Origin of the sequence: Pseudomonas syringae CC1557 (assembly GCF_000452705.1) — a bacterium.
Taxonomy (GTDB): domain Bacteria; phylum Pseudomonadota; class Gammaproteobacteria; order Pseudomonadales; family Pseudomonadaceae; genus Aquipseudomonas; species Aquipseudomonas syringae_F.
In genome coordinates, this window is the sequence record NZ_CP007014.1 from 2,444,952 (window position 1) to 2,465,078 (window position 20,127).

Here is a 20,127-nt window from a genome sequence, read left to right on the forward strand (position 1 = left end):
GGGTGTATCAGTAAGCTTGTGAGGCGCTGACCTGCACTGCCTTGCGCAGTGGCAACGGCAGCGGGTTGCTGTCGCGCGTGGTCAGTTTTTCCGGATACAGGGTGATCAGCGTGCGGTTAAGCGTCAGGTTTTCCGAGTCTGCGCCCACCAGGATCTTGAACTTGCCGGCATCGACATCCCAGCTATCGGTCTTGTCGACGTAGTAAGCCAGTGAGCGTGAGTCGACAGGGATGCTGACCGTCTTGCTCTCGCCAGGCTGCAAGTACACCTTGGTAAAGCCTTTCAACTCCTTCTCTGGACGGTCTACCGCCGGTTTCACTGGCTGCACGTAGAGCTGCGCCACCTCGAAACCTGCCTTGTCGCCGGTGTTGGTCACGGTGAACTTGACGTCAATCGTCGAGCCTGGGGTCAGGACGTTGGTCGACAGCTTGAGATCGCTGTAGCCGAACGTGGTGTAGGACAGGCCGTAGCCGAACGGGTACAGCGGTTTGGCGTGCTTCTTGTCATAACCGCGATAGCCCATGTACAGGCCTTCGCTGTAGGTCATTTCGGTCAGCGCATTGCCGCCACGATAGGCAGCCGGGTCCGGATACGAGGCGTAGCTCGGGTTGTCTTCGATGTCCTTGTCGATGGTGATCGGCAGCTTGCCCGACGGGTTGACCTTGCCGTACAGAATCTCGGCCAGTGCCTGGCCGCCTTGCTGACCCGGGAACCAGGCTTGCAGAGTAGCGCCCACTTTGTTGGCCCATGGCTGCATGTTGGCAACGCCGCCACCGTGCATGACCACAACCGTGTTGGGGTTGGCTCGGGTCACGAAGCTGATCAGCTCGGCCTGTTGGTCAGGCAGATCGAAACCGTGGTCCGAACCTTCGCCTTCGTTTTCATAGTTGCTGCCGACAGCCACCACGACTGCATCGTACTTCGACAGATCCTTGGGCGGACGCAATGCTGCCCAGCTCATCTGTACGCCAGTCAAACCGCCCAGCGCCGGGATGAAATTGCCCTGCACACGCTTGTATTCCAGTTTCACGGTGTACTGCTTGCCGGCGGTCAGCGCAGCGGTCTTCCCGGAAGTGACCATCGCGTTCACGACGTCAGCGGAGTACGGCACGCCATCGCTTTGCAGCACCAGCTCGTCGTTGACCCACAGTTTGTAAGGGCCGTCTGCACGAACCTTGAACACCTGAGCACCGGAGACGGTCGGCTTGATGGTCGAGGTAAACCGCGCCGAGAACGCGCCTGGCGAAGGGCTGAAGCCGGAGACGGCGGTGCTGCCAGCGTCGGTGACGTTGGTGCCGGTGGTCCAGTTCAGATTCACGCCTGGCTCTACCCGCGTCAGCACAGGATCGCCGGACAGGTTGGTGTTGGAGAAGTACTCGGCCTTGACGCCCGAATTGGTGATGCCGTTTTCACCGGTTGCAGGCTGATACCAGGTGGAACTGGCCGGATTCAGGCTCATTTCCGGGAGATAGGTGACATCTGTGCTGCTGGACGCCAGTTGTTGCAGGCCGCTCAGCTCGGTCACGTAGCTGTTGGGCGGCGAGTTGGCCGTACCGAACGGCGATCCCGGAGCCTGACGTGCCCAGTCGCCGATGACGGCGATCTTGGCCGAGCGGGCCAATGGCAACAGGGGTTTGCCCGCAGCGGTGTTTTCATTGCGCAGCAGCACGATGGACTCGCGCGCGGTGTTCAGCGCTGCGCGCATGCCGTATTCCGGGTGCTCCAGCGCTTTGGCGGTGTTCAGGTTGTCCTGGAAGTCATAGCTGACAATGGCACGCAGGTTGCGTTTGACCTTGTCATCAATCACGTTCTGGGTGAGCTGGCCGCTCCACAGGTAAGGCAGCAGGTTGGCTTCGGTAAACTGCAAGCCGGACGGCATATCGATATCCGTACCGGCCCATGCGCCTTTGAACGCATCGTGGATGGCATTGAAGTCACTGATAACCGTGCCCTGATAGCCCCATTCGCCTTTGAGCACTTCAGTGATCAGGTGATGGTTTTCGCACGCGTAGTCGCCGTTGACCTTGTTGAAACCGCACATGATCGACGCCACGTTGGCGTTCTTGACCATAGACTCGAAGCCCGGCAGGTACAGTTCGCGCAGGGTGCGTTCGTCGACATTGACGTTGATCGCCTGACGATTGGCTTCCTGTTCATTGGCCAGGTAATGCTTGCCGCTGGCCTGGATCCCCTGCACCTGAATGCCGTTGACGATAGCGGGTGCCAGTACCGCACCGAGGAACGGGTCTTCGCCGCTCACGTACTCGGCCGAGCGCCCGTTGAAGGGGGTACGGTACAGGTTGGCGCCAGGCGAGAGCATTTGCTGACCGCCGGAAATCCGCGTTTCGTAGGCGATGGCCAGGCCGAATTCCTTCGCCCGGTTGATGCTCCAGGTCGCGGCCAGTGCGGACTGTGAAGGGTACTGCGCGCCGAAGGTGGCGTTGTTGACGTGAACGCCCATGGACGAGTCATACGCCACGGTGCCTTTGATGCCCCATTTGAGCAGCGACGGGATCATGTGACCGTCATTCACGCGGGTGAAGTTGATCTTTTCCGACTGGGTCATGTTGTCGAGGATCGAACTGACGCGCGCTTCGACAGCGTCGCCGGTGGCCGGAGTCACTGCGGCGAGGGCCATATTGGCCTGCATGACGCTGAACGTCAGCAGGCTCAAACCCAGTGTGTGCTTGAAGACTGACAAGGAAGGTGTCCTTCGGGTGAGTGCAGTTGGCTGTGGGCGTCGGATCATGGTCGTTGCGCCTGTGCAGGGGCGTCGTCGGTCACTACCGGCGCATCAAGCAGGGTGGAAGAGCTTTTTTGCCCGGTCGGGCTGATTTTGTCGGCACCGGACAACTGATCGCGTTTCGCTTCCACCTGCACCCTGATCTGTTGATCAGTGGTCGTGGCTGTAGAAGTTGAATCCGCTGCCAGCGCGGACACACTTTGCGCGCACAGAAGTACTGCGCTGAAAACAGACAGCATGCATCTAGTCATCGATCGCATCTCGATTATTGGTTCACAAGGGGAAAACAGACGGCTGTCGCAACGACACATTGCTTGGCTGAACATTAAGTCCAGCGCGCAGTTAAAAAGTTCGCCGGGTTATAAAATATTCTCAATAGTGTTTTTAATAAATGATATCACTTGGCTAGCATCTTGTTTTTAAGCGGTTTTCTGCTGTGTCTCCTCTGAAATTTAAAGAAATATGTCGTCCTTTTGACAAAATATCGTCAATAAAATAGTAAAAATTAGAGATAAATTGTCTAATTAAGTAATTTTTAAGTTATTAATTGCTTTCTGTAAACCTAACTGCTGTTCAGTTTAGTGATCTGGTAAGCTGTGCAGGCTGAAGGAGAAGTCACGCCTTCGGTATGTCTAGTTGGCGCAGTGATGTGTTTTATCAACAGTCTCGCCGCGTGTTCAGGGTGATTTTATTTATGTGATTTTAATTAACGCATCAACTATCAACGGCATTCGGTACGCGTGTTTAAATAAACCGGCGTTCTGCTTGTTGTGTCATTTATTGTGACTGGGTATTGAGTCTAACTGTCGAATGCGGGTAGAGCCGATTCGCTGGTTACTTGTGGGCGTTGGTTATTTTAAAGGCAGATGTGGTGAGTCACGAAAACCCACGGATTGATCTTGCAATCTTGAAGATCGTCAGACGCCTGTGCTCCAGCAAGCCGCGAAAACTGACATTCGGGCAGATCTACATGGAGCTGGTGCGCGCCTGTGCCAGCCTTCCGGCCATCCCTGTCTGCGTAATGACCGTCGATACGATGGTCAGGGAAGGGCTGCTGACCTCGGCAAAAGTCCTTGAGCCCGATCTGTCATTTCCTTTTACCCAGCACCTCATCAGCGGCCTGACCGAAATCGGCGCTGCGTCTTTGGCGGACCAGCGCGTTACCTCCTCGCGCTGATCGCCTTATGCCTTATCAAGGTGCGAACGTTACTCGCCGTACGGTAGAGACAGGTAGTACTGACCCAGCTCGGTCAGTTTGCCCTCATCGCTCAGCAAACTGGAGAAGTGCGGGTCCTGAGTCATGCGCCCAGTGAACCAGGCATACCTGAACACGTCCGCGCGCCTTTCAAGAGTGGCAACCATGTCGGCCATTTGCTGTTTCTGCTTTGCTACAGAGTCAATCTGCGCTCCATCATTGAGCCCGTGCCAGTTGGCGAACTCTGTGACCCACACCGGTTTCCCGTAGCGAGCCAGCTGGTCGAGCATCCCTGACAGGCCATAGTCGTACCAATGAAAGGCCAGGTAATCGATCTGCGGGTCGCGATTCTGGTTCATCGATCGGTAGGCGGCGTAGAAGGCATCGAGCCATAGCACCGGGTCGCCATAACCGGCCATGGTTCCCCAGTTCATGGCAGGGCCTACCAGTTTCACGCCGGTCTGTGCCGCGATCTGTTCCAATCGCGGCCAGAAGCGCGCGGCCGCCTCGGGGGTCATGTTGGCCTGGTCCGTCAGATTGGGTTCATTGATAACCAGCAGGTAGCGAATGGCGGGGTGAGCTTGCAGATAGAGCTTCAACTGGCCGTCATCGACGTTGTCGTTCCAGACCATCGGGATGAAGTCGACGCCATACATCGAGGCGTAATCGTAGGACGCCAGGCGGTCATGCGGTTTCGGGCTCCAGTTGTACCACCAGCTCACGCCAGACGATAACGCAGCCAGATCGGCAGGCGAGGTGATGTCATAGGCAATGCCGCGTTTGGCGCTTTTATCGGCGGCCCATGCGGGGGCTGTCGATAAACCGAGCAGCGCCGCGACCAGGGTGAGAGTTGAAAGGGTACGGAGTTGTACTGGCAGCTTTCGCAGCATCATTGGCAGGTCTTCCTTGAGCGTGAGGATTCGGGGGCACAGGTGTCTTTTGTAAAGCAGCAAACATGCCACCACTTTCTGACAGATTCACCCGTGCGCTTGTCTCGTACTCATTCCAGCGATGTGAAGCTGAATATTTCTGCTAGCCCGCGATCAGGCGTTACCAGGGGTCGCCCTCAGCCTGGCGCAGGTCCAGTGTGCCGCTGTCGCTGAAACGCAGGGTGCCGAACAGGCCGCCCGCCAGCTTGCCACGCAAGGTGTACGGCAAATTGTCCAGACGCTGGCTCTGGGTAAGGCCCAGTGCCTGGCGCAATGCGGCAAAGGCCGACACGCTGACCGGGACCACCAGTACGGCCTCGGAGAAGCGTCCTACCGTACCTTTCTGATTACTGACGCCCGAGGCCAGCAGCCTGCCGTTCACGTCCAGGTCCAGCGCCACGCCGGTGTAGTTGATCTCGGCATCGTTGGGATTCTGCACGCGTAAGGTGATCGCCATGCGCAGTTCCAGTCCTTGCCCGGGAATGGGCTCGATACCGACGACATTGATGCTCAGCGGGTCGCGCTGCGGCATCAGCGCACAAGCGCTCAGAGTCAGAACCAGCAGGCCCGAGAGCAGGGCGCGGATCGGGTGTAGCGACATTGGCGGGCTCCAGGACAAGGTTCAGTAACCGTCAGACCTCGGCTTGGGTGAGAGATTCGTCCGCCCGGGCGTAATCTGCAGATACCCGCTAATCTGCCTGCTTTACTCGTTGCGTGGTTGAAGCGACGGGTTGATCATTTCAGCGACCCCATAAAAACAAGACTGGAGATAGCCATGTCCATAGAAGGGACAACCCCGCATCACGACCCCGTGGTCATTGTCAGCGCCGCACGCACGCCCATGGGCGGTTTTCAGGGCGATCTGCAAAGCCTTAGTGCTACTTGCCTGGGCTCGGCCGCGATCCGCGCCAGCGTCGAGCGCGCCGGGATAGATCCCGCCCATGTCGACGAAGTGCTGTTTGGCTGCGTGCTGCCAGCCGGGCTGGGTCAGGCTCCGGCCCGGCAGGCTGCGCTCGGCGCAGGTCTGAGCACTGCGACGGTGTGCAGCACGGTCAATAAAATGTGCGGCTCCGGCATGCAGACCACGATCATGGCGCATGACCTGTTGCTGGCAGGCAGCGCGAAGGTGGTGGTGGCTGGCGGCATGGAAAGCATGTCCAACGCACCTTATCTGCTGGATCGGGCCCGAGCCGGTTATCGCATGGGCCACGGAAAAATCCTCGATCATATGTTTCTCGACGGTCTTGAAGATGCCTACGAACCCGGTCGGCTGATGGGCACTTACGCTGAAGATTGCGCGCAGCAGCACGGCTTCACTCGCGAGGCGCAGGACGCCTTTGCCATCACCTCTTTGACTCGCGCTCAGCAGGCCATCGCCGATGGGCTGTTCGACGCCGAGATCGTTCCTGTGCAGGCCAGAGTCGGCAAGGAATCCAGGCTGATCACTCAGGATGAGCAAACACCCAAGGCGCACCTGGACAAGATTCCAGCGCTCAAACCTGCGTTTCGCGAGGGCGGAACGGTCACTGCGGCCAACGCCAGTTCGATCTCGGACGGTGCTGCGGCGCTGGTGCTGATGCGTCAGTCAGAAGCGCAACAGCGGGGTCTGCAACCGTTGGCCGTGATCCACGCACATGCTGCTTTTGCTGATGCACCCGGCCTGTTTCCCACCGCCCCGATAGGCGCCATTCAGCGCCTTTTGAGCAAGACAGGCTGGAGTCTGAATGACGTTGATCTGTTTGAAATCAATGAAGCCTTCGCGGTGGTTGCGCTGGTGACGATGAGCACGCTGGGCATTTCGCATGAGAAGGTCAACGTCAATGGTGGGGCCTGCGCGTTAGGTCATCCGATCGGGGCGTCGGGCGCGCGCATCATTGTCACGTTGCTCGCGGCTTTGCGCAGCAGGCAGCTCAAGCGTGGTGTAGCGGCCATTTGTATCGGAGGCGGTGAAGCGACAGCAATAGCGGTTGAAATAGTATATTAGTCTTTTAATTACAATGAGTTAAAAGATATTTTAAAGGTTGATTCTATAGAGTTTGCCTGAGCATTGGCTTTGGATATGAAAAGGATATTTATCAATGTCTTACGAGACCATTCTAAGTAAGATTATAGGCGGCGTCGGGGTGATCACCCTCAATCGTCCCAAGGCGCTGAATGCATTGAATGCCCGCCTGATCGACGAACTCAACCACGCACTGGATGCGTTCGAAGCAGACGCAGACATTGGCTGTATCGTCCTTACGGGCTCGGAAAAAGCGTTCGCTGCTGGAGCGGACATCAAGGAAATGGTCGACCTGACCTATCCGCAGATCTACCTCGACGACCTGTTTCGCGAGAGTGACCGGGTGGCTGCCAGACGCAAACCGATGGTGGCTGCCGTGGCCGGTTTTGCGCTGGGCGGTGGCTGTGAGCTGGCGCTGATGTGCGATTTCATTCTGGCCGCCGAAAACGCCCGGTTTGGCCAGCCGGAAATCAACCTGGGCGTGTTGCCTGGAATGGGCGGGACGCAGCGTCTGACCCGTGCTGTCGGCAAGGCCAAGGCCATGGAAATGTGCCTGACCGGCCGCCTGATCGATGCCCATGAAGCTGAACGGGCCGGTCTGGTGGCCCGCGTTCTGCCGCTGGAGCAGTTGCTGCCGGAAGCATTGGCTGTCGCAGCTGTCATCGCCGAAAAGTCCCTGCCTGTGGCGATGCTGGTCAAGGAGAGTGTCAATCGCGCCTTTGAAGTCAGCCTGGCCGAAGGCATTCGCTTCGAACGTCGTGTGTTTCATGCGACATTTGCCAGTCACGACCAGAAAGAAGGCATGACGGCTTTTATCGACAAGCGCAAGCCGGAGTTCAAGGATTGTTGAGGGGCGCTGACGACACCGTTACAGAGACTGCACCGATGATCGTGACGCCCTGTGCATCGATATGAATGGCAGCCTGCTGCCCGTGCAAGGTCATTGCTTCGCCGCAAGCAATGTGCAGCCGCTGACCGTTTTCGAGCTGTAGGTCTCCGGTCGTTGTGACAAGTACGCCGTCGAGAGTGATGCAGGGTCTGGTGACGTCCTCTGGCTGTGGCAGTGCTGCGCAGATCACCGGACGGTCTGCGTTGTTGTCGAGGTAGCGGATCAATACGCGGGCGCCTGGTGCCAGTGTGTACGCCGTGTCGCAAGCGATTTGCACGTATGGCCAGCGCGGGCGCGAGTCGCCTTGGGACGAAGCCCGTTGCCAGTCGAAGCTGACCGGTCGATAACCCGGATGCTGCGCCCGGTCATCGGACGGGGGCATCAGCGTAGCCAAGTGAGTGTCGGTCATTGCAGGGCGCTGCCGCCTCAGCGACGGGCGAAACGGCATTGCCCAGGGTATGACGCTGAAGCAATTGCGGTAACCATTGCCGGGCATCGGATCAGTGTCGGTCAATACCGATTGTTCATCGGCAAGAATACGCAGGATGGCGAGTATGTCGTGCGGATTCAGTCCTCTGAGCACCCGCAACTGCCGAACGCTGTGGCTGACTTCAGTCAGCAGCCATTGATCGTTGAGCAGCCGCTCGGGGTGATCCAGCACCTGGATGATCTGCCCGCTGCGCAGTGCCGCGTGATTGCTTCGTCCCCTGATAGTGCGGCGTTCACAGCGCAGGCGCTCCAGCTTGCGTGCGCCGTGTTGCAGGAGCAGGGCCTGTTGATGAGTGCGCGGGCCCGCGTTGCCTCCGGATTCGAACGGTTGGTTGGCAGCAGGCGATTCGGGTTGCCGGGTGCGTGCCGGAAATAGAGGTGAGTCATCCTCGCCAAGGTACTCGGCATGTTGGCGCAGCGCGCTCTGCATCGACAGTGTTTCAGCCATATGCAGCAGTGTCGGCGGGCACGTGCCATCCTGTTGCGCATGCCCGAACCGGATGGGCACCGGTTGCTGCGGAAAACTGGCCGGATCGTCTGAAAACACCAGGCGGTGACGTTCGGCATCATGCTCAAAGCGAAAGTGGATACCTTCTTCCTCGCACAGGCGTTGCAGCAGATGCAGATCGCTTTCGTCGTACTGAATGCACAGTGCTCGCGGGGGATACAGACCTGTCAGGCGGTCGAAGCGCTGAGCGTCGGCTTCTATGCCATGCGCCTCAAGCAACTGAGTAATCAGTTGTGGAACCGTGAGGTCCTGATAGACATGGCGCTGCTGTCGCCGGGCGAGCTTTTCCAGCGACGGCATCAGCAGCAGATGGTAGAGGCTCAAGTGCTCACCCCTGTAGATAAGGCTGGCCTGGCTTATTCGCCCGTGGAACCCCTGATCGACCTGCCCAAAGCTCAGAAATGCGCCGTGTTCGAGCAGACTGTCGAGGTTGAGGTCAGGATCGCTGCCAACCAGTTTGATATCGAAGCGATACAGCTCATTGAGGGCGTCCAGGCCGTTGAAACTGATGACGCGCAGGTCTGCCTGGCAGTCGGCGATTGTCAGGGTGACTGGCGCTTGCTGGTCTTCGTACATCCGATGGCTCTCTCACCTTGAAATTCAGGGTGCGAAGGTTACGAAATACCGTTCCGGAAAAGCATTGCCGCCTGTTTTTTCGGAAAAGGACTACAAGCTATGGCGTGCCTGAGAGCGTTGCACCCCGGCGAATCAATCGCGATCCTGGCGAGTTCGTCAGGCAATGTGCCCAGCGGGGGTTTCATCTGTCGTGATCGCGTATAAAATGCGCCGCGCCGGACGGGGATATTGGCCGGCGACCATTTTTCAGCGTCTTGCCATTGCCGCGTTCTGCCTGTCTTGCAGGCGCAGGCCGCAAGGCGCCTATCGGATCAAGAGAGCAGACATGGGCGCACAGTGGAAGGTCAAGCATAAAGAAGCGGCAGCCAATGCCAAGGGACGCACGTTTGGCAAGCTGTCCAAGGAGATAATGATCGCGGCCCGCGCCGGGGCCGATCCGGACATGAACTCACGCCTGCGACTGGTCGTGGAGCAGGCCAAAAAGGCCTCCATGCCGCGTGAAACCCTGGAACGTGCCATCAAAAAGGGTGCGGGTATGCTGGGCGAAAGCGTCAACTTCGAACGGCTGACCTACGAAGGCTTTGCCCCGCACCGTGTGCCGGTTATCGTCGAGTGCCTGACCGATAACATCAACCGTACGGTCTCCGAAATTCGCGTGTTGTTCCGCAAAGGCCAATTGGGCGCTGCGGGTTCGGTATCCTGGGATTTTCTGTATCAGGGCATGATCGAAGCGGTTTCTGCTTCACCGGACGCTGATGCAGACGAGGCGGCCATCGAGGCCGGTGCCCAGGACTGCGAACCGGGTGAAGAGGGTGCGACACTGTTCCTGACCGAGCCTACCGACATGGACGCAGTCTGCAAAAAGCTCCCGGAATTCGGTTTCACGGTGCAATCGGCGCAACTGGGCTATCGCCCGAAAAGCACCGTGGACGGCCTGACCGAAGAGCAAATGGCCGAGGTCGAAGCGTTTCTTGAAGCCATCGACAATCACGACGACGTGCAGAACGTCTACGTCGGCCTGGCTGGCTGATCCGCGCAGAGCTGGAGCGCTTTAAGCGCTCCATGCCTGTAGCGTTCGCAGAATCTCTTCAAGTGCCGGTCGGCGATGGCTTTCAGGTTGAATGCATCTGGCTTGAAGTGCCTGAAGGCCGTCGATCATGGCTGAGTGATGTGGGTGCTCATCACATCGCTCCAACAACTCCCCCAGCAGAATCCCGAAAGCCCGCGTCTCGATGCGCTCCAGCGCATGGCCTGCGGCCGATGACGGGTGGAAAGACGCTGCGCCGAAATCCCCCAGCAGGCAATTGCCGTCGTTCTGCCAGAGAATATTGTGCCCATACAGATCACCATGGGTGATGCCGCTGGCATGCAGGTGCGCAGTGACCGAAGCGATACCTGTGGCGAGGCGTAACAGCACCGGCAGCGAAAAGCGCGTATCGCTGGCGTAAACGTCGCGGCTGCACGACTCAAGGCTGGGGGGACCGGCCAGATTGCTGAAGTCGGGCGCAATCAGCTCCATGACCAGGCCACTTTGCTGTGCGGGATGGCCGGTGATCTGCCCCAGCACCTCAATCAGATGTTCATGGTTGCCTGCGCTGATGCACGCGGCCATTTCATTGAGCGGCGAGCCGTCGCTGGTGACGCTGCCCTTGTACAGCTTGACGGCAACTGCCCGCTCTTCGGTTTCGTTGTGCCAGACCGCCTGCTGGATGATACCCGACGCACCTTCGCCCAGGCGCTGGCGCAGGCTCAGTTGTGGCCACGGAATCTGGCGGATCGGCGCTGCGGCATGTTCCGGGCACAGCGGATTGTCAGCATAGGCAAGCCACGCCAGCGCAGGCAGGCGCAGCAGCCAGTCAGGCAGCTCGGTCAGCCGGTTGGCGGCGATACGGATCAGCTCCAGCTTGTGACAGGCGCCCAGGGTCGAAGGCAGGGCACTCAGCCGGTTGCCAGCGAGCATCAGCTTTTGCAGATCGGGACGGCGCCCCAGTTCGTCAGGCAGCGACTCGATCCGGTTATCGGTCAGAATCAGCCAGCGCAGCCGGGGTGGCAGCGCTGCTGCACTGACCTGCTCGATGCGGTTGGCCTTGAAGCCGACGATGCGCAGGTTCTGGCAGCGACCGATGCTTTCCGGCAAATGTGTAAACAGATTGTCGGAGCCGAACAGTACTTGCAGGTGTGTGAGCCGATGAAGATCGTCGGGCAGGGAGGTTAACGCGTTACCACTGAGGTTGAGCACTTCCAGCGTGTCCGCCAGATCGAATATCTCTGGTGGAAACTCGCTCAGCGCGCAAGAGAGGTCCAGCCGTTTGATGCCTGCCAGTTTGCCGGCGCGTAAGTCTGCGAGGGTATGCATGAGTCGGTTCAGTCATTGATCGGACAAGGCGCGCATCATACGGGAGTTTCGCGTGCAGGCTGTTGCGAGCGATGCTTCAGCCCAGGCAGCGGTCCACCCATTGCTGCACGCGGTCGAGTGCAGGTGGGGACTCGGCGTACAGAATCCGGTAAATCATGGGTCCGACGATGGCGTCAATCATGTCGTCGGCTGTCGGCGCGAGTTCCCCGCGCTCGGCGGCGCGGTCAATGATGGTCTGCAACTGTTCACGTACCATCGCCGCGCATTTTCCGACACAACCGGCCGTGCTGGCGGCGACATCTCGCATCAGCGCCCGGCCGGGTGCCGAGGACATTTCGTCCAGGTACATTTCGCTCCAGCTCAGCAGGTCCTGACGCAGGCTGCCGTGATCCATCGGTGCCTCAGGACGCAGTCGTTCAAGGGCTGCATCGGCCAGCAACGTGGTCAGATCACCCCAGCGCCGGTAGATGGTCGACGGCGTGACCCCGGCCTGAGCCGCGATCATGGGCACACTGATGGCCGAGCGGTCATGTTCAAGCAACAGATCGCGGACGGCGCGGTGAATGGATTCCTGCACTCTGGCACTGCGGCCGCCGGTGCGTACTGCTTCTTTGATAGCCATACGGCAGACCTTAACACAAAGTATTTGCTTTAAGCGGCACTCAGTCGCACACTCCGCAAAAGCTAATTTTTGGCTTTAAATTAAATTGTTGCAGCGGGGAGTGTACCCATGTCCGTTTCTTTGCAGAACCCGCAGCCTGAGGGGCGAGCACAAAGCCACCTCGGTTTCTTCGCCTTCACGACGCTGTGTTTCTTTGCCGCATCGAGTACGCCGACACCGCTCTATCACCTGTATCAGGAAGCGTGGGGGTTCTCTGCCGGTATGCTCACGCTGATTTTTGCCGTGTATGCGTTCAGCCTGCTGGCCGCATTGCTGACGGGCGGTTCGCTGTCTGACTACCTGGGTCGTCGCCCGGTGATTTTCGGCGCATTGCTGATGCAGATCGTCTCGATGCTGCTGTTCATTTTTGCCCGGGATATTACCTGGCTGATTGCCGCGCGCCTGTTGCAGGGTTTTGCCACCGGTCTTGCGGCCAGTGCGTTAGGCGCGGCCTTGCTGGACAGCGATCAGGTCAAAGGGCCAGTGATCAACAGTATTTCGCCGATGCTCGGCATGGCGGTCGGCGCACTGGGTACCGCGCTGCTGGTGCAATTCGCACCGTTGCCGCTGATGCTTGCCTACTGTTTCCTGCTGGCGGCCTTTGTGATTCAGGCCATTTATCTCGGTCGTGTCACAGAAACCGTAAGTCCTCAGCCAGGCGTATGGCGATCTCTCCGGCCATCGTTGCACGTCCCGCAGCAGGCGCGGCGTATGCTCTGGCTGGTGCTGCCGGTGGACATCGCCGCCTGGGCGCTGGGCGGCTTCTTTCTGTCCTTGAGCCCGTCTTTGTTGGTGGCGGCGACCGGCTCGACCTCGCCGCTCAATGGCGGCCTTGCCGTCGCAGCGCTGACCCTCAGCGGCGCACTGGCCATTCTGCTCCTGCGCCAACGCGAGCCGGTACTGGGTTTGTGGGTGGGCGCGAGCTTTCTGTCACTTGGGGTGTCAGTGATTCTGTTGGCGGTCAATCTGGGGTTGCTGTGGCTGTTCTTCGTCGGTGCCGTGGTGGCAGGCATCGGTTTCGGATCAAGCTTTCTGGGCGCGTTGCGGATGCTTATGCCAATGGCGCATGCCCATGAACGGGGAGGGTTGATGTCGGCATTTCTGGTGCTCAGTTACCTGGCGTTCTGCATACCGGCGTTGATCGCAGGCTACTGCGCGCACAGTGCAGGCCTGGTGATGACCAGCAATGTCTACGGAGCGGTGGTGATCATTCTGGCGCTGCTGGCACTGGCTGGGTTGATCGTGCGGCAGGTTGGCAGCGGTAAGGAAAAAAATGCCCACGCGTAAGTGGGCATTTGGGATCGCCGTCGGTCAATAGCGCTTAGCGCAAATCGATAACCATCTCTGCCAGCACGCTCAGCACATCCTTGGCCAGTTGCGCGGAGCGCTTGCCTGACCAGCCTGTAACCGGGTCCGGTGCATTGTCGTGATCCTTGAAGGGCATCTCCAGGGTCAGCGACAGACATTTATAGCGCTCGCCGACCGCATTGGCCGCGAGATTCATGTTGGCCCGGCCTTTGGCGCTACGCGGGTATCCGTAGACGTTCTGGAAGTCCACGGTGACTTCGCCCAGACGGCGGCGAAAGCGTTCTTCCAGCTGTTGCTGGTGGGGGGTGTAGCCCGGATTTCCTTCACAGGCAGCGGTGAATACGTACGGGATTTCTTCGTCGCCATGGACGTCGAGGAACATGTCGACGCCGTACTTTTCCATCTGCTGTTTGACGAAGAACACTTCCGGCGTCTGCTCGGGTGTGCTGTCCTGCCAGGCGCGGTTGAGGTCCTTGCCGTTGGCGTTGGTGCGCAAGTGGCCGTGAAATGCACCGTCCGGGTTCATGTTGGGCACCAGATACAGGTCGGCGCGGGAGAGCAACGCTTGCAACGCTGCGTCATCCTGCTGCTGAAGGCGTTCGATCACGCCCTCCATGAACCATTCGGCCATGTGCTCGCCGGGATGTTGCTGCGCGATGATCCAGATCTTGCGCTTGCCCTCGGCACCATCACCTTTGCGCAGCAGCTGAATATCCCGGCCTTCGACACTTTTACCGGTGGCCAGCAACTGCGCATCGGCTTTTTCCTGCGCCTGTCCGATCAGCCAGTCATGGCGCTCGCGGCTGTAGGGCTCGAAGTACGCAAACCAGACATGCGGCTGTTCAGGGGAAAGGCTGAAATTCAGCGCCTTGCCATCAAAGCTGGACGGCACGCGAAACCAGTTCTGATGGTCGTAGGACGCGACTGCGTTGTAGCCACTCCAGGCGCTGTTGAACGTGGATTCGCTGGCGTTGCTCAGGCTGAATGTGTGAGGCTCTCCGACGTTCAGGCCGTCGACCTTGAAGTGGAACCACTGAAAGTGCGCGCTTTGGGTATCCGGCCCTATGGCCAGGCTGATGCGCCTTGGGTCGCTGACATCCAGAACCTGGATATTACCGCTGTCGAAATCTGCGCTGATAGTGAGGGTCACGGTGGCTTCCTGTGTACGTAGCATTTCAGGCAGCTACTGTACACCGATCACCCCTTGGCCCCGCGACGTAAAGTTCTCTGCAACGGTCATCCGGTGTTCAGGAAATCGCTTCGGCGGTGACCATCAGGCTGCACACGAACGCGGTCAACAGGCACCACGCAAGATAGGCGCGACGCTTGCGTCGATGCCAGCCTGACGCGCCGAGCAGCAAGGCAGGTGCCTGCAACTGGCGCCACACGCGCTCGCTGTTCTGAAACGCGGACAGGTGCGCGGCATCGGCGTCCAGCCAGTGACGAAACTCGATCCGCTCGCTGGCCGTTGCAGCAGGACTTTGCAGATGCACGTACCAGCGACTGGCCTGATCCTGAACGGTACTGCTTTCACCGCTGGCGTAAACATGTGCCTTGCCCAGCGCGCGACACATGGCGCGCTCCACTCTGGTGACCTCGACGTTCATGAACAGGGCGATGTCTGCATAGGGCAAGCCGTCGACACGGCTGAGCAGGAATATTTGCAACGTGCGGTGCGACAGCGTGCGCAGCCTGTTGCTGAGCTCGACCGTTTCCAGCGTCGGTTGCGGATGGGGCAGGCGGGCTGGCAGATGCAAGGAAGATGAGAGCTGATTACTCATGGTGTATCGCTCGCTGATCTTTCATGAAGGTCGTGGCTCGTTTCGTCCGTGTACAGAGTAGACTAAAAAATAGAGAATCATTCTCAAGTGGAAAATCACTGCATTTACTTTTTATGTGTCGACTTCGGCTGCTTTTGGCCGTAAATCATGACCCCGATCAAGCTCTGGTTTGCTATGATTCGCGCCATCGCTACACAGCAAGTGGTTTATAGCAACACCCCAGACTTCATTAGCCTGAAGCAGCGAAACCAAAAGAAAGAACCAAAAAAAGACCCGGCTAAAAAGCCGGGTCAAAAACCGTGATTAGCCTGATGAGGAGATAATCAGGAAGCCGACCTAAGACTTCCTGGTTACCCGGCGGTTCTCGCGAACCGCTGAAGCAATAATAATCATTATCATTTGAAAATCAAATGTTTTTATTGCCCTCATCGAAATAAATAATCCGCCAGCGCACGCCTGGCGGATTATCCCTCCTGCAGCAGCCTCCGATACTCGTCTATTCCAACGGCAATTCCGTGGTGCGCTTTACCGTGCTCATGGCGATATTGGAGTGGGCTTCATGCACGTGAGGCAGTTGCAGCAAGTGGTCGCGCAGAAAGCGTTCATAGCTGGCGATATCCTGCGCTACCACCTTGAGCATGAAATCCATCCCGCCCGCCATGGTGTAGCACTCCAGCACTTCAGGGTGGCCGATGATCGCCTCCTCGAATTCGGCGAGATAGCGCCGGCCGTGACCTGACAGCTTGACCTCGACAAACACCGTCATGCTCAGACCAAGCTTCTGCGTACTCAGCAGGGCGACGGTGCGCTCGATGACACCCTCTTCCTGAAGCCGGTGAATGCGCCTCCAGCAAGGCGATTGCGACAGCTCGACACGCTCGGCGATTTCTGCTGCGGACAAATTAGCGTCGTGTTGCAGCAAACGAAGGATCTTGCGATCGATGGGGCTCAATTTGGGCTGCATGAATTGACCTTGTTTTTTGTTATGGCCGAAAAAAGCATGCTCAATATCAGCAGATTTGCGCGCATTTAGAAAGAAAAAGCCGCCTTGCTACAGGCAGTCTAATGCCAAGGCTGCCGGGCTGGACCGTCCCGGTGCAAAGACCTGACCCACTATAAGAACAAGAGAGGTACCCGCATGTCCCTGGCTGATATTCGTCTGGATGATAAATACCGCCTTGCCACTGGCAATCTGTACCTGACTGGCACACAGGCGCTGACCCGACTGCCGATGCTGCAAAAGCAGCGCGATGAGGCGCAGGGCTTGAACACCGCCGGGTTTATCTCTGGCTATCGGGGATCGCCGCTGGGTAATCTCGACAAGAGTCTGTGGGACGCCAAGGACTACTTGCAGCAGAACGCCATCCATTTTCAACCAGGGATCAACGAAGAGCTTGCAGCCACCGCGGTATGGGGCAGCCAGCAGGTCAATCTGTTCCCGCACGGAAAATACGATGGCGTGTTTGCGCTGTGGTACGGCAAAGGGCCGGGGGTGGACCGCTGTGGCGATGTTTTCAAGCATGGCAACTCGGCAGGCGTCGCGGCCAATGGTGGCGTGCTGATTCTGGCGGGCGATGACCATGGCTGCAAATCATCGACCATCGCGCACCAGAGCGAACACGCCTTCATCGCCTCGATGATCCCGGTGCTCAACCCGAGTAATGTCCAGGAAATTCTCGACTACGGCATCATCGGCTGGGAGCTTTCGCGCTACAGCGGTTGCTGGGTGGCCATGAAGACCATTGCCGAGAACGTCGATTCTTCGGCGGTGGTGGAAGTCGATCCGTTGCGGATCAAGACGCGTATTCCTGAAGACTTTGTACTGCCCGAGGGCGGTCTGCACATTCGCTGGCCGGACCCACCGCTGGCTCAGGAAGCTCGCCTCAATACCTACAAAATCTATGCGGCCAGGGCGTTTGCCAGGGCCAACCAGCTCAATAAAGTGGTGATTGATTCTGCCCGGCCGCGGCTCGGCATCGTCACCACCGGCAAATCCTATCTTGACGTGCGTCAGGCGCTTGAAGAACTGGGTATTGATCAGGACCTGTGCGACACGGTCGGCATCCGCGTGCTCAAAGTCGGCATGAGCTGGCCCCTTGAGCCTGTGTCGGTGCATGACTTTGCCGAGGGGCTGGAAGAGATTCTGGTGGTCGAAGAGAAACGCAGCGTCATCGAAGATCAGTTGACCGGCCAGCTGTACAACTGGCCGGTGGACCGCCGCCCGGTGGTGGTCGGCGAATTCGACGAGCAGGGCCGTTCGCTGCTGCCTAACCTCAGTGAGCTGACCCCGGCGATGATTGCCAGAGTGATCGCCAAGCGTCTGGCGCCGTTCTACAGCAGCCCGCAGATCGACGCGCGCCTGCAATTTCTCAGCGACAAGGAAAAGGCACTCCAGGCTCCGCTGTTCAACACCCAGCGCACGCCGCATTTCTGCTCCGGCTGCCCGCACAACACCTCGACCCGCGTGCCGGAAGGCAGCCGTGCCCTGGCCGGGATCGGCTGCCATTACATGACCATCTGGATGGATCGCGAAACCGAGACTTTCACCCAGATGGGCGGCGAGGGCGTGACCTGGATCGGTCAGGCGCCATTTACCGAAACCCCTCACGTCTTCCAGAATCTGGGCGACGGCACCTATTTCCACTCCGGGCACCTGGCGCTGCGTGCCGCTGTGGCCTCGAAGGTCAATATTACCTACAAGATTCTCTATAACGACGCAGTGGCCATGACCGGTGGCCAGCCGATTGACGGCGTTCTGCGGGTCGATCAACTGAGCCGCCAGGTATTCAACGAAGGCGTGCAGCGCATTGCGCTGGTCTCCGATGAGCCGGACAAGTATCCGAACCGTGAAGGGTTTGCGCCGATCACCAGCTTTCATCACCGTCGTGATCTGGACAGCGTGCAGCGCGAATTGCGTGAGTTCAAAGGGGTCTCGGTCATCATTTACGACCAGACCTGTGCCACCGAAAAGCGCCGCCGCCGCAAGCGCGGCACGATGCCTGATCTGGAAAAGCGCGCGTTGATCAACCCGGCCGTGTGTGAAGGCTGCGGGGATTGCGGCGTCAAATCCGGTTGCCTGTCCGTACTGCCCAAGGAAACCGCTCAAGGGCGCAAGCGGGAAATCGACCAGAGTGCCTGCAACAAGGATTTCAGCTGCGTCGAGGGTTTCTGCCCAAGCTTTGTCACCGTGCATGGCGGTAAATTACGCAAGCCTGTGGTGCCTGAGCAGGTCGACGCCTTTGCCCGTTTGCCAGAGCCTGTGCTTCCATCGCTGGAGCGGCCGTTCAACATTCTGCTGCCCGGCGTCGGCGGGACAGGTGTCACCACCGTCGGTGCGATGCTCGGTTATGCCGCCAATCTGGAAGGGAAGGGCTGCAGCGTGCTTGATCAGGCCGGGTTGGCGCAGAAATTCGGGCCGGTGGTCAGCCATATCCGCATCGCAGCGCGCCAGCAGGATTTGTTTGCGGTACGCATTGCTGCCGGTGAGGCGCATCTGCTGCTGGGCTGTGATTTGCTGGTGGCAGCCGGTCCGGACGCGATTGCCAAGCTCGACAGCAAGATTTCCCATGCGGTGGTCAACAGTCAGCAAACCCCGACGGCTGAATTCACCCGTAATCCGGATGCTGTGTTTCCGGCCGAAGCGATGAAACAGACCATTATTGACGCGGTGGGTGTCGACAAGACCCATTTTGTCGAAGCCACGTCACTGGCGACCCACTTGATGGGCGACAGCATTGCCAGCAACCTGTTCATGCTGGGGTATGCCTTCCAGCTTGGGCTGATCCCGCTGACCTCGGCGGCCATCGAAAAAGCTATCGAGCTCAACGGTGTCGCCGTGAGCCTCAATCAACAGGCGTTTCTCTGGGGGCGTCGTGCTGCGCATGATCCCGCCGCTGTCGAAGCGTTCGTCAATCCGCAGCAGCAGGTCAGCGAACCACAACCGTTAAGTCTGGAGCAGCGCATTCACGACAACGTCGGCACCTTGCAGCAGTATCAGAACAGCGCGTATGCCGAGCGTTATCTGGGGCTGGTGCAACGAGTACGTGATGCGGAATCGCGAGCGTTCCCCGGTCAAGAATTGGCGCTGACCGAAGCGGTAGCCTTCAACTACTTCAAGCTGCTGGCCTACAAGGATGAATATGAAGTGGCGCGGCTGTACAGCAATGGCGATTTCACCCGGCAGCTGGAGGCGCAATTCGAAGGTAACTATCGACTGGAGTTTCACCTGGCTCCATCCTGGCTGGCCAAGCGCGATCCACACAACGGTCAGCCGCGCAAACGCAGCTTCGGCCCTTGGATGCTGCGTGCGTTCGATGTGCTGGCAAGATTCAAATTCCTGCGCGGCACGGCACTCGACCCTTTTGGTCGCAGCCTCGAGCGCAGGCAGGAGAGGGAGCTGATCGACCGCTACGTCAGCGATATCGAACTGATCCTGCAACATCTTCAGGCCCACAACCGCCACACAGCGTTGAGCCTGGCGCGTCTGCCGGAAAAGATCCGCGGTTATGGCTACATCAAGGAAAATGCCATGAAAGCTGCGGCTTTGCAGGCAGATATCCTGCGCAAAAGCCTGGAAAGCGGCGAAAGGGTCGCGCCGAAGCTGTATGAGGTGGCTGCTTGATGAGGTGAGCGTCCTGCTACTGGTTGATTTCGCGACAATGCTCAAGTGTTGGCATGCCGTTCTGGACGC

Annotated in this window: 17 protein-coding genes; 7 read left to right on the forward strand and 10 right to left on the reverse strand. The window is 58.7% G+C overall.

All coding sequences use genetic code 11. The features are described from left to right. Nucleotides 1-7: 7 nt before the first annotated feature. Together N018_RS11155 and N018_RS11160 are read right to left on the reverse strand one after the other, a co-directional pair. Nucleotides 8-2,749, reverse strand: a complete 2,742-nt coding sequence (locus N018_RS11155) for a beta-glucosidase (RefSeq protein ID WP_025389593.1) — start codon at nucleotides 2,747-2,749, stop codon at nucleotides 8-10. After that, a complete protein-coding gene (locus N018_RS11160) occupies nucleotides 2,746-2,982 on the reverse strand; it encodes a hypothetical protein (RefSeq protein WP_024645345.1) in 237 nt (78 codons plus the stop codon). Before N018_RS11160 ends, N018_RS11155 begins: the two co-directional genes overlap by 4 nt. Before the next feature lie 599 nt (nucleotides 2,983-3,581). On the opposite strand from N018_RS11160, the gene N018_RS11165 reads away from it, so the two are divergent. Next, a complete protein-coding gene (locus N018_RS11165) occupies nucleotides 3,582-3,920 on the forward strand; it encodes a hypothetical protein (RefSeq protein ID WP_032632793.1) in 339 nt (112 codons plus the stop codon). A gap of 29 nt (nucleotides 3,921-3,949) precedes the next feature. Here the strand turns inward: N018_RS11165 and N018_RS11170 are convergent, their stop codons facing one another. Both N018_RS11170 and N018_RS11175 read right to left on the reverse strand, forming a co-directional pair. After that, complete coding sequence (locus N018_RS11170) at nucleotides 3,950-4,831, reverse strand: glycoside hydrolase family protein (protein WP_025389594.1); 882 nt, start codon at nucleotides 4,829-4,831, stop codon at nucleotides 3,950-3,952. 157 nt (nucleotides 4,832-4,988) lie between these two features. Then, nucleotides 4,989-5,468 (reverse strand): LEA type 2 family protein, encoded by a 480-nt coding sequence (locus tag N018_RS11175; protein WP_025389595.1) that lies wholly within the window; start codon nucleotides 5,466-5,468, stop codon nucleotides 4,989-4,991. Nucleotides 5,469-5,642: 174 nt separating this feature from the next. On the opposite strand from N018_RS11175, the gene N018_RS11180 reads away from it, so the two are divergent. Both N018_RS11180 and N018_RS11185 read left to right on the forward strand, forming a co-directional pair. Then, nucleotides 5,643-6,851 (forward strand): acetyl-CoA C-acyltransferase, encoded by a 1,209-nt coding sequence (locus N018_RS11180; RefSeq protein WP_025389596.1) that lies wholly within the window; start codon nucleotides 5,643-5,645, stop codon nucleotides 6,849-6,851. 94 nt (nucleotides 6,852-6,945) lie between these two features. Beyond that, nucleotides 6,946-7,719 carry an enoyl-CoA hydratase gene (locus tag N018_RS11185; RefSeq protein ID WP_025389597.1) on the forward strand — a complete coding sequence of 258 codons (774 nt, stop codon included), beginning with the start codon at nucleotides 6,946-6,948 and terminating at the stop codon, nucleotides 7,717-7,719. On the opposite strand, the gene N018_RS11190 is transcribed toward N018_RS11185, so the two are convergent. Next, nucleotides 7,706-9,331, reverse strand: coding sequence for a type VI secretion system Vgr family protein (locus N018_RS11190; RefSeq protein WP_025389598.1), 1,626 nt, complete (start codon nucleotides 9,329-9,331; stop codon nucleotides 7,706-7,708). The genes N018_RS11185 and N018_RS11190 overlap by 14 nt on opposite strands. 325 nt (nucleotides 9,332-9,656) lie before the next feature. On the opposite strand from N018_RS11190, the gene N018_RS11195 reads away from it, so the two are divergent. After that, nucleotides 9,657-10,361, forward strand: coding sequence for a YebC/PmpR family DNA-binding transcriptional regulator (locus tag N018_RS11195; protein WP_025389599.1), 705 nt, complete (start codon nucleotides 9,657-9,659; stop codon nucleotides 10,359-10,361). A gap of 21 nt (nucleotides 10,362-10,382) precedes the next feature. Here N018_RS11195 and N018_RS11200 read toward each other — a convergent pair whose 3' ends face one another. Both N018_RS11200 and N018_RS11205 read right to left on the reverse strand, forming a co-directional pair. Further along, nucleotides 10,383-11,687 (reverse strand): leucine-rich repeat-containing protein kinase family protein, encoded by a 1,305-nt coding sequence (locus N018_RS11200; RefSeq protein ID WP_025389600.1) that lies wholly within the window; start codon nucleotides 11,685-11,687, stop codon nucleotides 10,383-10,385. Between the two features lie 76 nt (nucleotides 11,688-11,763). Further along, nucleotides 11,764-12,309 (reverse strand): TetR/AcrR family transcriptional regulator, encoded by a 546-nt coding sequence (locus N018_RS11205; protein WP_025389601.1) that lies wholly within the window; start codon nucleotides 12,307-12,309, stop codon nucleotides 11,764-11,766. A 108-nt stretch (nucleotides 12,310-12,417) separates the two neighbouring features. Here N018_RS11205 and N018_RS11210 point away from each other — a divergent pair, with 108 nt between their 5' ends. Beyond that, nucleotides 12,418-13,635, forward strand: a complete 1,218-nt coding sequence (locus N018_RS11210) for an MFS transporter (RefSeq protein WP_025389602.1) — start codon at nucleotides 12,418-12,420, stop codon at nucleotides 13,633-13,635. Between the two features lie 34 nt (nucleotides 13,636-13,669). On the opposite strand, the gene N018_RS11215 is transcribed toward N018_RS11210, so the two are convergent. Continuing rightward, nucleotides 13,670-14,806, reverse strand: a complete 1,137-nt coding sequence (locus N018_RS11215) for a M14 family metallopeptidase (protein ID WP_024645334.1) — start codon at nucleotides 14,804-14,806, stop codon at nucleotides 13,670-13,672. Nucleotides 14,807-14,903: 97 nt separating this feature from the next. Then, complete coding sequence (locus N018_RS11220) at nucleotides 14,904-15,437, reverse strand: DUF4880 domain-containing protein (protein ID WP_025389603.1); 534 nt, start codon at nucleotides 15,435-15,437, stop codon at nucleotides 14,904-14,906. 147 nt (nucleotides 15,438-15,584) lie between these two features. On the opposite strand from N018_RS11220, the gene N018_RS27390 reads away from it, so the two are divergent. After that, nucleotides 15,585-15,740, forward strand: coding sequence for a hypothetical protein (locus N018_RS27390; RefSeq protein ID WP_154219947.1), 156 nt, complete (start codon nucleotides 15,585-15,587; stop codon nucleotides 15,738-15,740). A gap of 193 nt (nucleotides 15,741-15,933) precedes the next feature. On the opposite strand, the gene N018_RS11225 is transcribed toward N018_RS27390, so the two are convergent. Beyond that, entirely contained in the window at nucleotides 15,934-16,401 is a 468-nt protein-coding gene (locus tag N018_RS11225) for an Lrp/AsnC family transcriptional regulator (RefSeq protein WP_024645332.1), read from the reverse strand. A 174-nt stretch (nucleotides 16,402-16,575) separates the two neighbouring features. Here N018_RS11225 and N018_RS11230 point away from each other — a divergent pair, with 174 nt between their 5' ends. Then, on the forward strand, nucleotides 16,576-20,058 hold the full coding sequence (locus N018_RS11230) for an indolepyruvate ferredoxin oxidoreductase family protein (protein ID WP_025389604.1): 3,483 nt from the start codon (nucleotides 16,576-16,578) through the stop codon (nucleotides 20,056-20,058). Nucleotides 20,059-20,127 lie beyond the last annotated feature (69 nt).

Bases quoted from the DNA above. Each gene is read 5' to 3' on its own strand.
- N018_RS11155 (WP_025389593.1), bottom strand. From the start codon at position 2,749: ATGATCCGACGCCCACAGCCAACTGCACTCACCCGAAGGACACCTTCC.
- N018_RS11160 (WP_024645345.1), bottom strand. From the start codon at position 2,982: ATGCTGTCTGTTTTCAGCGCAGTACTTCTGTGCGCGCAAAGTGTGTCC.
- N018_RS11170 (WP_025389594.1), bottom strand. From the start codon at position 4,831: ATGATGCTGCGAAAGCTGCCAGTACAACTCCGTACCCTTTCAACTCTC.
- N018_RS11175 (WP_025389595.1), bottom strand. From the start codon at position 5,468: ATGTCGCTACACCCGATCCGCGCCCTGCTCTCGGGCCTGCTGGTTCTG.
- N018_RS11180 (WP_025389596.1), top strand. From the start codon at position 5,643: ATGTCCATAGAAGGGACAACCCCGCATCACGACCCCGTGGTCATTGTC.
- N018_RS11185 (WP_025389597.1), top strand. From the start codon at position 6,946: ATGTCTTACGAGACCATTCTAAGTAAGATTATAGGCGGCGTCGGGGTG.
- N018_RS11190 (WP_025389598.1), bottom strand. From the start codon at position 9,331: ATGTACGAAGACCAGCAAGCGCCAGTCACCCTGACAATCGCCGACTGC.
- N018_RS11195 (WP_025389599.1), top strand. From the start codon at position 9,657: ATGGGCGCACAGTGGAAGGTCAAGCATAAAGAAGCGGCAGCCAATGCC.
- N018_RS11200 (WP_025389600.1), bottom strand. From the start codon at position 11,687: ATGCATACCCTCGCAGACTTACGCGCCGGCAAACTGGCAGGCATCAAA.
- N018_RS11205 (WP_025389601.1), bottom strand. From the start codon at position 12,309: ATGGCTATCAAAGAAGCAGTACGCACCGGCGGCCGCAGTGCCAGAGTG.
- N018_RS11210 (WP_025389602.1), top strand. From the start codon at position 12,418: ATGTCCGTTTCTTTGCAGAACCCGCAGCCTGAGGGGCGAGCACAAAGC.
- N018_RS11220 (WP_025389603.1), bottom strand. From the start codon at position 15,437: ATGAGTAATCAGCTCTCATCTTCCTTGCATCTGCCAGCCCGCCTGCCC.
- N018_RS27390 (WP_154219947.1), top strand. From the start codon at position 15,585: ATGACCCCGATCAAGCTCTGGTTTGCTATGATTCGCGCCATCGCTACA.
- N018_RS11225 (WP_024645332.1), bottom strand. From the start codon at position 16,401: ATGCAGCCCAAATTGAGCCCCATCGATCGCAAGATCCTTCGTTTGCTG.
- N018_RS11230 (WP_025389604.1), top strand. From the start codon at position 16,576: ATGTCCCTGGCTGATATTCGTCTGGATGATAAATACCGCCTTGCCACT.